The organism is Microbacterium sp. Ru50, from assembly GCF_002920555.1.
In the GTDB taxonomy this organism is placed as follows: Bacteria; Actinomycetota; Actinomycetes; order Actinomycetales; family Microbacteriaceae; genus Microbacterium; species Microbacterium arborescens.
Map to the genome: position 1 here is coordinate 91,558 of NZ_PQSV01000002.1, position 12,665 is coordinate 104,222.

Annotated in this window: 13 protein-coding genes; 11 read left to right on the forward strand and 2 right to left on the reverse strand. The window is 69.5% G+C overall.

The genetic code is table 11. The features are described from left to right. Nucleotides 1-42: 42 nt before the first annotated feature. A complete protein-coding gene (gene rho, locus C3481_RS10470; RefSeq protein WP_103842225.1) occupies nt 43-2,199 on the forward strand; it encodes a transcription termination factor Rho in 2,157 nt (718 codons plus the stop codon). Between the two features lie 2 nt (nt 2,200-2,201). Next, complete coding sequence (gene prfA / locus C3481_RS10475; protein ID WP_023955219.1) at nt 2,202-3,278, forward strand: peptide chain release factor 1; 1,077 nt, start codon at nt 2,202-2,204, stop codon at nt 3,276-3,278. Nucleotides 3,279-3,383: 105 nt separating this feature from the next. Here prfA and epsC read toward each other — a convergent pair whose 3' ends face one another. Together epsC and cysK are read right to left on the reverse strand one after the other, a co-directional pair. Then, on the reverse strand, nt 3,384-3,956 hold the full coding sequence (gene epsC / locus C3481_RS10480) for a serine O-acetyltransferase EpsC (RefSeq protein ID WP_103842227.1): 573 nt from the start codon (nt 3,954-3,956) through the stop codon (nt 3,384-3,386). Continuing rightward, complete coding sequence (gene cysK, locus C3481_RS10485) at nt 3,956-4,909, reverse strand: cysteine synthase A (protein ID WP_023955215.1); 954 nt, start codon at nt 4,907-4,909, stop codon at nt 3,956-3,958. The genes epsC and cysK overlap by 1 nt, the downstream gene beginning before the upstream one ends. Before the next feature lie 126 nt (nt 4,910-5,035). On the opposite strand from cysK, the gene prmC reads away from it, so the two are divergent. The 9 genes from prmC (at nt 5,036) to atpA (ending at nt 12,665) form a co-directional block, all read left to right on the forward strand. Continuing rightward, nucleotides 5,036-5,917 (forward strand): peptide chain release factor N(5)-glutamine methyltransferase, encoded by an 882-nt coding sequence (prmC, locus tag C3481_RS10490; RefSeq protein WP_023955213.1) that lies wholly within the window; start codon nt 5,036-5,038, stop codon nt 5,915-5,917. 34 nt (nt 5,918-5,951) lie between these two features. Further along, nucleotides 5,952-6,710: an L-threonylcarbamoyladenylate synthase gene (locus C3481_RS10495; protein ID WP_083990520.1), complete on the forward strand. Its 759-nt coding sequence runs from the start codon at nt 5,952-5,954 to the stop codon at nt 6,708-6,710. Next, nucleotides 6,707-7,864 carry an MraY family glycosyltransferase gene (locus tag C3481_RS10500; RefSeq protein WP_023955209.1) on the forward strand — a complete coding sequence of 386 codons (1,158 nt, stop codon included), beginning with the start codon at nt 6,707-6,709 and terminating at the stop codon, nt 7,862-7,864. Before C3481_RS10495 ends, C3481_RS10500 begins: the two co-directional genes overlap by 4 nt. Further along, nucleotides 7,861-8,346, forward strand: a complete 486-nt coding sequence (locus C3481_RS10505) for a hypothetical protein (RefSeq protein ID WP_088380207.1) — start codon at nt 7,861-7,863, stop codon at nt 8,344-8,346. The genes C3481_RS10500 and C3481_RS10505 overlap by 4 nt, the downstream gene beginning before the upstream one ends. A gap of 141 nt (nt 8,347-8,487) precedes the next feature. Next, nucleotides 8,488-9,294 (forward strand): F0F1 ATP synthase subunit A, encoded by an 807-nt coding sequence (atpB, locus tag C3481_RS10510; protein WP_023955205.1) that lies wholly within the window; start codon nt 8,488-8,490, stop codon nt 9,292-9,294. A gap of 43 nt (nt 9,295-9,337) precedes the next feature. Next, complete coding sequence (gene atpE / locus C3481_RS10515) at nt 9,338-9,577, forward strand: ATP synthase F0 subunit C (protein ID WP_023955203.1); 240 nt, start codon at nt 9,338-9,340, stop codon at nt 9,575-9,577. Between the two features lie 31 nt (nt 9,578-9,608). Beyond that, complete coding sequence (locus C3481_RS10520; protein ID WP_023955201.1) at nt 9,609-10,163, forward strand: F0F1 ATP synthase subunit B; 555 nt, start codon at nt 9,609-9,611, stop codon at nt 10,161-10,163. Next, on the forward strand, nt 10,163-10,951 hold the full coding sequence (locus C3481_RS10525) for a F0F1 ATP synthase subunit delta (protein ID WP_023955200.1): 789 nt from the start codon (nt 10,163-10,165) through the stop codon (nt 10,949-10,951). The genes C3481_RS10520 and C3481_RS10525 overlap by 1 nt, the downstream gene beginning before the upstream one ends. Before the next feature lie 73 nt (nt 10,952-11,024). After that, nucleotides 11,025-12,665, forward strand: a complete 1,641-nt coding sequence (atpA, locus tag C3481_RS10530; RefSeq protein WP_023955198.1) for a F0F1 ATP synthase subunit alpha — start codon at nt 11,025-11,027, stop codon at nt 12,663-12,665.

Genomic DNA, 12,665 nt, shown 5'->3' on the forward strand with positions numbered 1-12,665 from the left:
TGGACGCGGTTCTGACATATCCACCGTTTAAGAGGAGCACTCGTGGAGTCCAACTCCGAGAACCTGACGATCGACGAGACCGTCGACGCCCCGACCGAGGAAGCGGCCGAGCAGCAGGATGCCGTCGTGGAGACGCCCACCGAGGCGGCTGCCCCCGCTGAGGAGACGCGCGCCGAAGCCGCGGCATCTGACGCCTCGGACGTTGCTGCTGCCGAGGCGGACGCCCCGGCGGAGGCCGTGGAGACCGCCGAGGCCGCGGCGCCCGCCGAGGCCGCAGCGCCCGCGGAGCCCGCAGCGCTCGCGGAGAAGCCGGCGAAGGCGCCGCGCAAGCGCGCGCCCCGCCGCGCCAAGAGCACCGATGTCCCGGCCACCGACGAGGCGCCCGCCGCGGAGACCGCTGCGTCCGACGCGCCCGCGGAGACCTCCGCGTCCGACGCGGAGGCGCCCGCCGCGGACGTCGTCTCGGCAGAGGCCGCGTCGACCGCCGACGAGACGGCTCCGGCCGCCGATGCCGCCGAGGCGACCGCCGACGCAGAGACCACCCCGGCGGAGACCACCGAGGCGCCGAAGAAGCCGGCGCGTGGCCGTGGCCGCGGCCGCAACGCGAAGAAGGACGCCGAGACCGAGGCCGCTCCGGGCACCGACGCCCCGGCCGAATCCGCCGACGCTCCGGCTGCCGAGGGCGCTTCCGAGACGCCCGCCGAGCAGGCGCCGGACGCCGAGGCATCCTCCGACGACTCGTCGAAGACCGATTCCGGAGAGGGCGACGGCGAGTCGTCCGGCCGTTCGCGGAGCCGGTCGCGCAGCCGCAACCGCAACCGCAACAAGGACAACGCCCAGGGCAACCAGGGTCAGGCCGGCCAGAATCAGGGCGGCAACCAGAACCAGGGCGCGGGTCAGAACCAGGGCGGCAACAACGGCCCGGACGACGACGACGCGCCCGGCCAGAGCGGCCGTGGCCGCCAGCGCAACAAGCGGCGTGGCCAGGGCGGGGGCGGCGACGAGTTCGAGACCGAGATCAGCGAGGACGACGTCCTCATCCCGATCGCCGGTGTGCTCGACGTCCTCGACAACTACGCCTTCGTCCGCACGACCGGCTACCTCCCCGGCCCGCAGGACGTCTATGTCTCGCTCGGCCAGGTCAAGAAGTACAACCTGCGCAAGGGCGACGCCGTCGTCGGCGCGATCAAGCAGCCCCGCGAGGGCGAGCAGTCGAGCCGGCAGAAGTACAACGCGCTCGTCAAGGTCGACTCGATCAACGGCCTGTCCGTCGAGGACGCCGCCGGCCGCGTCGAGTTCGGCAAGCTGACGCCCCTGTACCCGCAGGAGCGCCTGCGCCTCGAGACCGGCCCCGAGAAGCTGACCCAGCGGATCATCGACCTCGTGGCCCCGATCGGCAAGGGACAGCGCGGTCTCATCGTCGCGCCGCCCAAGGCCGGCAAGACGATCGTGCTGCAGCAGATCGCCGGCGCGATCGCGCAGAACAACCCCGAGGTCCACCTCATGGTCGTGCTCGTCGACGAGCGTCCCGAAGAGGTCACCGACATGCAGCGCACGGTCAAGGGCGAGGTCATCGCCTCGACGTTCGACCGTCCCGCCGAGGACCACACCACGGTCGCCGAGCTCGCGATCGAGCGCGCCAAGCGTCTCGTCGAGCTCGGCCGCGACGTCGTCGTGCTGCTCGACTCGATCACGCGCCTCGGCCGCGCCTACAACCTGTCGGCTCCGACGTCGGGACGCGTCCTGACCGGTGGCGTCGACGCGTCGGCGCTGTACCCGCCCAAGCGCTTCTTCGGCGCGGCGCGCAACATCGAGAACGGTGGTTCGCTCACGATCCTCGCGACGGCGCTGGTGGAGACCGGGTCGAAGATGGACGAGGTCATCTTCGAGGAGTTCAAGGGCACGGGCAACAGCGAGCTGCGTCTGTCGCGTCAGCTGGCCGACAAGCGCATCTTCCCCGCCGTCGACGTCAATGCCTCGTCGACGCGTCGCGAAGAGATGCTGCTCTCGTCCGACGAGGTCAAGATCACCTGGAAGCTGCGCCGTGCCCTCGCCGGGCTCGACCAGCAGCACGCGCTCGGCGTCATCCTCGACAAGCTCAAGGAGACGCAGTCCAACGTCGAGTTCCTCGTTCAGATGCAGAAGTCGATCCCGGCGCCGACCACGCACTCGGGCGGGCACGACAACAGCATCCGCTGATCGTGTTCGAGTCGGTCCGAGGGCTGCTCGACGAGCACCGCGCGGTTCAGGAGGAGCTCTCCGATCCCGCGGTGCACGCCGACGCCGCGCGCGCCAAGCGCGTGAACCGGCGCTACGCCGAGCTGTCGCGGATCGTCGCGGCCCACGACGCGTGGGTCGCGGCATCCGACGACCTCGCGGCGGCTCGCGAGCTCGCCCGTGAGGACGACGCGTTCGCGGCGGAGGTGCCGGCCCTCGAGGAGGGGCTGCGCGAGGCGCAGGAGCGCCTGCGTCGCCTGCTCATCCCGCGCGATCCCGACGACGCCCGCGACGTCATCATGGAGATCAAGCAGGGCGAGGGGGGAGCGGAATCCGCTCTGTTCGCCGCCGACCTGCTGCGGATGTACATGCAGTACGCCGCCTCGCGCGGCTGGAAGACCGAGCTGCTCGAGCGCAACGAGTCCGACCTCGGCGGGTACAAGGACGTTCAGGTCGCCATCAAGGGATCCTCCTCCGACCCGTCGCAGGGAGTGTGGGCGCACCTGAAGTACGAGGGCGGGGTGCACCGCGTGCAGCGGGTGCCCGCCACCGAGTCGCAGGGGCGCATCCACACCTCCACGACGGGCGTGCTCGTGTTCCCCGAGGTCGATGAGCCCGAAGAGATCACGATCGACCCGAACGACCTGAAGATCGACGTCTTCCGCTCCTCGGGCCCCGGCGGGCAGTCGGTCAACACGACCGACTCCGCCGTGCGGATCACGCACGTGCCCACGGGCATCGTCGTCTCGATGCAGAACGAGAAGAGTCAGCTGCAGAACCGCGAGGCCGGCATGCGCGTGCTGCGCGCCCGGCTGCTGGCGAAGCAGCAGGAGGAGCGGGATGCCGCGGCGTCCGACGCCCGCCGCTCGCAGATCCGCGGGATGGACCGGTCCGAGCGCATCCGCACCTACAACTTCCCCGAGAACCGCATCGCGGATCACCGGACGGGCTACAAGGCCTACAACCTCGATCAGGTGATGGACGGCGCCCTCGGACCCGTCATCGACAGCTGCATCGCCGCCGACGAAGAGGCCCGCCTGGCGGCTCTCGCCGACGACTGACCCTCGCGCTTCCTCGCGCTGGCGCGTCGACTCGCCAGGATCTGCGGGTCCGGTGGCCCCCGCATCCGCCGTTTCTGGCGAGTCGACGGGAGCCGGCGATCAGACTCAGATGTGGTACTCGGGTGCGGTCAGCACCGCGCGGGTGTCCTCGCCCTCGCGGCGGGCACGAGGACGGGCGGGCACGCCGACGAGCACCGAATCGGCGGGGGCGTCCTTCGTGACGACCGCGTTGGCGCCGACGACGCTTCGGGCGCCGATCGAGATCGGACCGAGGATCTTCGCGCCGGCGCCGACGGCGACACCGTCCTCCAGTGTGGGATGCCGCTTGCCGGCGTGACGGGTGCGACCGCCCAGAGTCACCCCGTGGTACAGCATGACGTCGTCGCCGACGACGGCGGTCTCGCCGATCACGACGCCCATGCCGTGGTCGATGAAGAAACGCCTGCCGATCCGCGCTCCGGGATGGATCTCGATGCCCGTGAGCCAGCGGGTCAGCTGCGACCCGGCGCGCGCGAGGAATCGCGCGCGCCGGAGCCACAGCCGGTGCATGATGCGGTACGACCAGACCGCGTGCAGCCCCGGGTACAGCAACGCGATCTCGAGGCCGCTGCGCGCCGCGGGGTCGCGGAGCTTCGCGGCGGCCAGGTCTTCGCGGATGCGTGCTCGGAGCGATCCCATCAGTCTTCGCGCAGGTCCTCGAACAGCGGGGTCGAGAGGTAGCGCTCACCGAACGAGGGGATGATCACGACGATGTTCTTGCCCTCGGCCTCGGGACGCGCTGCGACCTGGAGCGCGGCCCAGACGGCCGCACCCGACGAGATGCCGACGAGGATGCCTTCCTTCTGCGCGACCTCGCGCGCGACGCGGATCGCGTCGTCGAAGGTGACATCCTGCACCTCGTCGATGACGCCCTGGTCGAGGATCGGCGGAATGAAGTTCGGCCCGATGCCCTGGATCTTGTGGGGGCCGGGCTTCCCCTCGGTCAGCAGAGGGGAGTCCTTCGGCTCGACCGCGACCACCTTCACATCGGCGAGGCGCTCCTTGAGCACCTGGCCGACGCCGGTGATCGTGCCGCCCGTGCCGATACCGGCGACGAAGTATCCGACCTGGCCGTCGGTGTCGCGGAGGATCTCCTCGGCCGTCGTGCGGCGGTGGATGTCGGGGTTGGCCTCGTTGGCGAACTGCTTAGCGAGGACTGCTCCCGGCGTCTCGGCGGCGATCTTCTCCGCCTCCGAGACGGCGCCCTTCATGCCCAGCGAAGGGTCGGTGAGCACGAGCTCGGCGCCGTACGCCTTGAGCAGCAGACGGCGCTCCATCGACATCGACGAGGGCATCGTGAGGATGACGCGATAGCCGCGCGCTGCGCCCACCATGGCCAGTGCGATGCCGGTGTTGCCGCTCGTGCCCTCGACGATCGTGCCGCCGGGCTGGAGAGCGCCGGCCTTCTCGGCGGCGTCGACGATGGCGATGCCGAGGCGATCCTTGACCGACGACGCCGGGTTGTAGAACTCGAGCTTGGCGAGCACCGTGCCCGGCAGGCCCTCGCTGACGCGGTTCAACCGCACGAGAGGCGTGTTGCCGTACGCGGTGGTGATGTCGGGGTGGATGCCGTGGGTGACCGGGTCGGACATGTCTGCCTTTCGGGTTTTCGAGCGGATGCCGCGTCGCGGCGGGATCGTCGCCCCAGCCTATTGTCGCCCCTCGCCGTGGGAGCCGAATGTGACGAATCCGCACTCGTGATTAGGCTTGTCGGCGCCATGAGCACCGCGCCCCCTCCCGCATCGACCCTGACCGAGGTCCTGCGTGCCGCGACCGCCGAACTCGAGGCCGCCTTCGTCCCGACCCCGCAGGTCGACGCCGAGCTCCTCGCCGCGCACGTCCTCGGCATCGGACGGGGCGAGCTGTCGGCCGCGGTCTTCCGCGGTGACTCGATCGGCGAGGAAGAGGCCGCGCGACTGGCCGACCTCGTGGCCCGCCGTGCGGCGCGCGAGCCACTGCAGCATCTGACCGGGGTCGCACCGTTCCGCCACCTCGAGCTTCGCGTCGGTCCCGGCGTCTTCGTGCCGCGTCCCGAGACGGAATCGGTCGCGCAGATCGCGATCGACCTGCTGCGTGCTGCCGCGGGCCCCGAGCCCGTCGCCGTCGACCTCGGCACCGGGTCGGGTGCGATCGCCCTGGCGCTGGCGACGGAGGTGCCGCACGCCCGGGTCTTCGCCGCCGAGAATTCCGTCGACGCGTTCATCTGGACGAAGGAGAACTTCGCCCTCGTCGGGGCTTCGAACGCCCGCCTCGCCTTCATCGACCTCGAGCGCGCTTTCCCGGAGCTCGACGGCACCGTCTCGGTGCTCGTGTCGAACCCGCCCTACGTGCCCGACGACGCGATCCCGCGCGACCCCGAAGTGCGGCTGTGGGACCCGCCGGCGGCGCTCTACGGCGGCGCCGACGGCCTGGATGTCGTGCGGACGCTGTCGCGAGTCGGGCTGCGCCTGGTGCATCCCGGGGGCAGCATCGTCATCGAGCACGGCGAGCTGCAGGGGGCCGCGATCCGCAGCATCCTGGCCTCCGACGGGTGGTCGGCAGCGGCCACCCATCCCGACCTCACGATGCGCGACCGCACCACGACCGCCGTCCGCTCCTGAGAGCGGCCGGGGTCCGCCGTACACTGGAGCGGTCATGTCTCCCGTTTTCGACTGCCGCGACGAGACCCAGGTCCTCCCCGGCATGCGCCAGGCGCGCCAGGCCATCGGCCGCGGCGATCTCATCGTCCTGCCCACCGACACCGTCTACGGTGTCGCCGCCGACGCGTTCAGTGCCTCGGCCGTCGCCAAGCTGCTCGCCGCGAAGGGACGGGGACGGCAGTCGCCGCCCCCCGTGCTCGTCGCCGGCATCGCCACGATGCGCGCGCTCGTGGCAGAGGTGCCCGAACCGGTCGAACGGCTCGTCGAAGCGTTCTGGCCCGGCGGCCTGACGATCGTCCTGCCGGCCCAGCCATCGCTGTCGTGGGATCTGGGCGAGACCCGAGGGACCGTGGCCGTGCGGATGCCCGCCGACCGCTTCGCTCTCGAGCTTCTCGAGGAGTGCGGGCCGCTGGCGGTCTCGAGCGCGAACCGCACGAAGATGAACGCCGCCGTCACGATCGACGACGCGGTGCGGATGCTGGGCGACAGCGTCTCGGTCTATCTCGACGGCGGCCCGGCCGCGACCGGCATCGCCTCGACGATCATCGACGCGACGACGCTGGTCGGCTCCGACCCCGCTCCCGTGCGCGTGCTGCGCGAGGGAGCTGTCAGCCGTGAGGCGCTGCGCGACGTGCTCGGAGACCTGCTCGAGCCCGACCCGGAGCCCGAGCACGCCGAGGCGGCGAACCGCACGCCGATGGAGCCCGGCTCCGGGAGCGGTACCGGCGAGACCGCCGGCGGCAGCGTCGCGTGAGGCTCTACCTGGCCACCTTCGTGGTCACGGCCCTCGTCACCTTCGGGCTGACGTGGCTCGTCCTCAAGGTGAGCCTGCGGTACAAGCTCTACCCCGAGATCCGCGACCGCGACGTCCATAAGACGCCGACGCCGCGGCTCGGCGGCGTCGGGATGTTCCTCGGCGCCACGGCGGTCATCCTGACCTCCTCGCAGATCCCGTTCTTCGCGATCTTCTGGGCCAAACCCGAACCGATCTGGGCCATCCTCGCCGCGACCGCCCTCATCGTCGTGGTCGGGGTCGCCGACGACCTGTGGGACCTCGACTGGCTCATCAAGCTCGGTGCGCAGTTCGCCGCGGCGGCCATCGTCGTCGGTTTCGGGGGAGTGCAGATGTACACGATCCCCCTCGGCGGTCAGACGGTCGTGTCGAGCGCCGCGAGCTTCACCATCACGGTGTTCTCGATCGTCGTCGTGATGAACGCCGTCAACTTCATCGACGGTCTCGACGGCCTCGTGGCGGGCGTCGCGCTGATCGCGAACGGCGTCTTCTTCACCTACACCTACCTGCTCGGGCGCGACTTCGGCGCGAGCAGCTACGCGAACCTGGCATCCTTCCTCGCCGTCGTGCTCCTCGGAGTGTGCGCTGGGTTCCTGCCGCTGAACTGGAACCCCGCGAAGCTCTTCATGGGCGACTCCGGAGCGCTCATGATCGGACTGCTCATGAGCTGCTCGGCCATTCTCGTCACGGGCACCCTCGTCCCGGCCACGGGCGACAACGACGTGTTCGGCCGATCGCAGCTGCTGGGTGCGTTCATCCCCATCCTGCTGCCGGTCGTCGTGGTCCTCCTGCCGCTGCTCGACTTCGGGATGGCGGTCATCCGCCGCATGTCGAGGGGCAAGTCGCCGTTCTCGCCCGACCGCAAGCACCTGCATCACCGCATGCTCGACATGGGTCACAGCGACCGCGACGCCGTGCTGATCTTCTACGCCTGGACGACGGTCGTCAGCCTCTCGGTGCTGCTGATGTACATCGGAACCACCGCCGCCTGGCCGGGGGACTACCTCTTCGGCCTCGGCTTCCTCGTCCTCGGCGTCGCCGCGTGCCTCGTCGTGACCTTCATCCCCGCGCGCCCTCAGCGCCCGGCCGTCCCCGTGAAAGAGCCCTCCTCGTGACTGCGAACACCCCCGATCCCGCCGCTCGCCGCCGCATCTCCAGCACGCCCATCCTGCGCGCAGCGCTCACCTGGGGATTGATCGTCGGCGTCGTCGTCGCGGCGGCGCTCGCGCTCGTCGGCGGACTCGTCGCGGGCACGGAGGGCGCGTGGAGCGGTGTGCTGGGCGCGCTGGTCGGCATCGTCTTCCCGGCGTTCACCGCGCTCAGCATCCTGATCGGCAACCACTGGTACGGGCACCCGCAGTGGCTCCAGATCTTCTTCGCCGTCGTGCTCGGCGGGTGGCTGCTGAAGTTCGTCCTCGTGATCGTCGCGCTGCTGCTGCTGTTCCAGGTGGAGTGGCTCGAGCGGGGGATCTTCGCCCTCGCCGTGATCGTGGCGGCGATCGCGTCGCTCGTCGTCGATCTGGTCGTGCTCAGCCGGATGCGGCTCTCGGGGGCCTCGGATGTCGCGCTTCCGACGCGCGACACGATCCAGGATTAGGTCGAGCCGTAACCTTTGGTAGTGTGGGACTACACTCTGCGGCTGGTGTGCAGTGGCGACACTGAGGCCCCGCTGGAGTTGTTCCCCTTCTAACCCTCACCGAGCTAGTCCTGGCTGGCCCGAGAAGCTGGAGCCAATACGTTGACTCAAGCGACGACGATTGTCGCAGCGGCGGCATCGGACAACGAGTTCCACCCGCCGTCCATCTCCGACTTCTTCCCGCCGGCTCTGCTGTTCGAAGGCACGCCCTTCGAATTCACCCGGATCAGCATGGTCCAGGTCATCGCGACCGTGGCGCTGGTGATCTTCTTGGTGGTCGGCACGCGCCGCCTCTCGGTGGTGCCCGGCCGGTTCCAGAGCGTGGTCGAGTTCGGCTTCGGCTTCGTCCGCGACCAGGTCGTGTACCAGGTCCTGGGCGAGAAGGACGGCCGCCGCTTCCTGCCTCTGCTGACGGCGATGTTCTTCACGATCCTGTTCATGAACCTCACCGGCGTCATCCCCGGCATGAACATCGCGGGAACCTCGGTGGCCGGTGCGCCGCTGGTGTTCGCGCTCGTGGCGTACGTCATGTTCATCTACGCCGGCATCCGCAAGCACGGCGTCGGGCACTTCATCAAGAACTCGCTCGTGCCGAGCGGTGTTCCGGTCTACCTGCTGCCGATCATCGCGCTCGTCGAGCTCATCTCGACCTTCATCGCGCGCCCGGTGTCGCTCTTCCTGCGACTGCTGCTGAACATGATGGTCGGCCACCTCATGCTCGTGCTGTTCTTCGCGGCGACCCAGTTCTTCCTCCTGGGCCTCAACGCCTTCACGCCGCTCGCGGCGGGAACGCTCGCGATGGGCTTCGCCTTCACCCTCTTCGAGATCTTCGTCTCGATCCTCCAGGCCTACGTCTTCACGATCCTCACCGCGGTCTACATCCAGCTCGCGGTCGCGGAAGAGCACTGACGAGCAGCTGACCGGCTGCTCGCCCTACGAAAGGAAAACACCAGTGGACGCAACGACGGTTCTCGCCCAGGTCACCGGCAACATCGCGACCGTGGGTTACGGCCTCGCGGCCATCGGCCCGGCCATCGGCCTCGGCATCATGATCGGCAAGACCATCGAGTCGACCGCCCGTCAGCCCGAGCTCGCAGGCCGCCTGCAGAGCACCATGTTCATCGGTGTCGCGTTCATCGAGATCCTCGCGCTGATCGGCATCGTCACGCCGTTCATCTTCAACGCGCTCTGATCCCGACGCGACCCACAGATAAGGAGACAGGATGCTGAACGCTCTTGTCACGCTTGCGGCGGAGGAGGGATCCAACCAGGTCCCGATCCTCCCGGCGGTCTACGACATCATCTGGTCGGCTGTCTGCTTCCTCGTCATCATCTTCGTGGTGGTGCGCTACGCGATGCCGCGCCTGAACACGGTGCTGGACGCGCGCAGCGCGGCCATCGAGGGCAACATCGCCAAGGCCGATGAAGCCCAGCGCAAGGCCGAGGCGGCACTCGAGGAGTACACCGCTCAGCTGGCCGAGGCCCGCAAGGAGGCCGGTGAGATCCGCGACGCCGCTCGCGAGGACGGTCGCAAGATCGTCGCCGAGGCGAAGCAGAACGCATCGGCCGAGGCCGAGCGCCTCACCGCGGCAGCGCACACGCAGATCGAGGCCGAGCGTCAGGCGGCTGTCGTCTCGCTGCGCAGCGAGGTCGGCACGCTGGCCCTCGACCTGGCCGGCGGCGTCATCGGCGAGACCCTGTCCGACGACCAGAAGGCTCAGGCCGTCGTCGACCGTTTCCTCAGCGAGCTCGAGGCCTCCGAGAAGGCGTCGAACTGATGGGCAGCGCGACCACTCAGGCACTCGTCGCGACGACGGCGGCCATCGCCGAGACCCCCGGGCTCACGCTCGACGTGTCCGGTGAGCTGTTCGTCGCCGCGCGGGCTCTGGCGGACTCGCCGCAGCTGAGCGGCGCGCTGACGGACAACGCGGCCTCGCCGCAGGCCCGCGACAAGGTCGTCGGCGACGTGTTCGGTCCGGCCTTCGCGCCGCAGACCGTGTCGCTGCTGCGCACCGCCGTCGCGCAGCGCTGGTCCTCGGTCGACGACTTCGTCGACGCCGTCGAGGAACTGGCGATCCGCGCCGCGGCGGTCGCCGACCAGGGCGACCTCGAGAACGAGCTTTTCGGGGTGCTGCACACCGTCTCGGCCAACCCCGAGCTCGAGCTCGCCCTCGGCAGCCGGCTGGGTGAGGCCTCGGCCAAGGGAGCGCTCGTCGATCGTCTCCTCGAGGGGCGCGCCGGTGCCGCCACGCGGCTCATCGCGTCGGCGATCGTGCAGCGTCCGCGCGAGCGCCGCGTGCGTCAGCTGCTCGAGCGGGCCATCCGCATCGTCTCGAACCAGCGCGGCCGCGTCGTCGCGAGCGTCCGCACGGCGACCTCGCTCAACGATCAGCAGCGCGCCCGCCTCGCCGAGACCCTCTCGAACCGCTACGGCACGCCTGTCGCGCTCAACCTCGTCGTCGACCCCGCGGTCGTCGGCGGGCTGCGCATCGAGATCGGCGACGACGTGATCGACGCGACCGTCGCCTCCCGCCTCTCCGATCTCCGCCAGCGACTGGCGGGCTGACCCACCTCACCGCCCGCAGGGGCGCACCGGCCGGATGCATCCGGACCCTCAGACTCAGGACCGAAGGAACACCATGGCAGAACTGTCCATCAGCCCGGATGTCATCCGTGACGCGCTGAAAGACTTCGTCGCCGCGTACGAGCCCACCGGGGCCGCCGCGACCGAGGTCGGCACCGTCGTCGACGCGGCGGACGGCATCGCCCACGTCGAGGGTCTGCCCGGCGTCATGGCGAACGAGCTCGTCCGCTTCGACAACGGCGTGGAGGGTCTCGCGCAGAACCTCGACGAGCACGAGATCGGTGTCGTCATCCTCGGCGACTTCGCCGGCATCGAAGCAGGCCAGAAGGTCACCCGCACGGGCGAGGTTCTCTCGGTCGGTGTCGGCGAGGGCTACCTCGGCCGCGTCGTCGACCCGCTCGGCAACCCGATCGACGGTCTCGGCGAGATCGCCACGACCGGCCGCCGCGCCCTTGAGCTCCAGGCACCCGGCGTCATGCAGCGCAAGTCGGTCCACGAGCCGATGCAGACCGGCATCAAGGCGATCGACGCCATGATCCCCGTCGGCCGCGGTCAGCGTCAGCTGATCATCGGCGACCGCCAGACCGGCAAGACGGCGATCGCGATCGACACGATCATCAACCAGAAGGCCAACTGGGAGTCGGGCGACGTCAACAAGCAGGTTCGCTGCATCTACGTCGCCATCGGCCAGAAGGGCTCGACCATCGCTTCGGTGAAGGGCGCGCTCGAGGACGCCGGTGCCATGGAGTACACGACGATCGTCGCGGCTCCGGCATCCGACCCCGCCGGCTTCAAGTACCTCGCTCCGTACACCGGCTCGGCCATCGGCCAGCACTGGATGTACGAGGGCAAGCACGTCCTGATCATCTTCGACGACCTGTCGAAGCAGGCCGAGGCATACCGCGCCGTCTCGCTGCTGCTGCGTCGTCCGCCGGGCCGCGAGGCGTACCCCGGTGACGTCTTCTACCTGCACTCGCGTCTGCTCGAGCGCTGCGCGAAGCTCTCGGACGACCTGGGCGCGGGTTCGATGACGGGTCTGCCGATCATCGAGACCAAGGCCAACGACGTCTCGGCGTACATCCCGACCAACGTGATCTCGATCACCGACGGCCAGATCTTCCTGCAGTCCGACCTGTTCAACGCCAACCAGCGTCCCGCGGTCGACGTGGGCATCTCGGTGTCGCGCGTCGGCGGCGACGCTCAGGTCAAGTCGATCAAGAAGGTCTCGGGAACGCTGAAGCTCGAGCTCGCCCAGTACCGCTCGCTCGAGGCGTTCGCGATGTTCGCGTCGGACCTCGACGCCGCGTCGCGTCGTCAGCTGGCGCGTGGTGCGCGTCTGACCGAGCTGCTCAAGCAGCCGCAGTACTCGCCGTACCCCGTCGAGGAGCAGGTCGTCTCGATCTGGGCCGGAACCAACGGCAAGCTCGACACCATCGAGGTCGAGGACGTCCTGACCTTCGAGCGCGAGCTGCTCGACTACCTCAAGCGCAACACGTCGATCCTCGACACGCTGCGTGAGACCAACGTGCTGGGCGACGACACCGTCGCCGAGCTCGAGAAGGTCGTCGACGAGTTCGTGCTCGAGTTCCAGGGCGGAAAGGGCCAGGCCATCAACAAGCCGGGCCACGAGGAGACCGCCGCCGCCGAGGCCGATGACGTGAACCAGGAGCAGATCGTCAAGGGCCGCCGCGGCTGA

What these genes read in the sequence shown, in the direction of transcription:
- epsC (WP_103842227.1), bottom strand. Translation starts at nt 3,956, where the DNA reads ATGGGATCGCTCCGAGCACGCATCCGCGAAGACCTGGCCGCCGCGAAG.
- C3481_RS10525 (WP_023955200.1), top strand. Translation starts at nt 10,163, where the DNA reads ATGGGCAGCGCGACCACTCAGGCACTCGTCGCGACGACGGCGGCCATC.
- atpA (WP_023955198.1), top strand. Translation starts at nt 11,025, where the DNA reads ATGGCAGAACTGTCCATCAGCCCGGATGTCATCCGTGACGCGCTGAAA.
- cysK (WP_023955215.1), bottom strand. Translation starts at nt 4,909, where the DNA reads ATGTCCGACCCGGTCACCCACGGCATCCACCCCGACATCACCACCGCG.
- C3481_RS10520 (WP_023955201.1), top strand. Translation starts at nt 9,609, where the DNA reads ATGCTGAACGCTCTTGTCACGCTTGCGGCGGAGGAGGGATCCAACCAG.
- C3481_RS10495 (WP_083990520.1), top strand. Translation starts at nt 5,952, where the DNA reads ATGTCTCCCGTTTTCGACTGCCGCGACGAGACCCAGGTCCTCCCCGGC.
- prmC (WP_023955213.1), top strand. Translation starts at nt 5,036, where the DNA reads ATGAGCACCGCGCCCCCTCCCGCATCGACCCTGACCGAGGTCCTGCGT.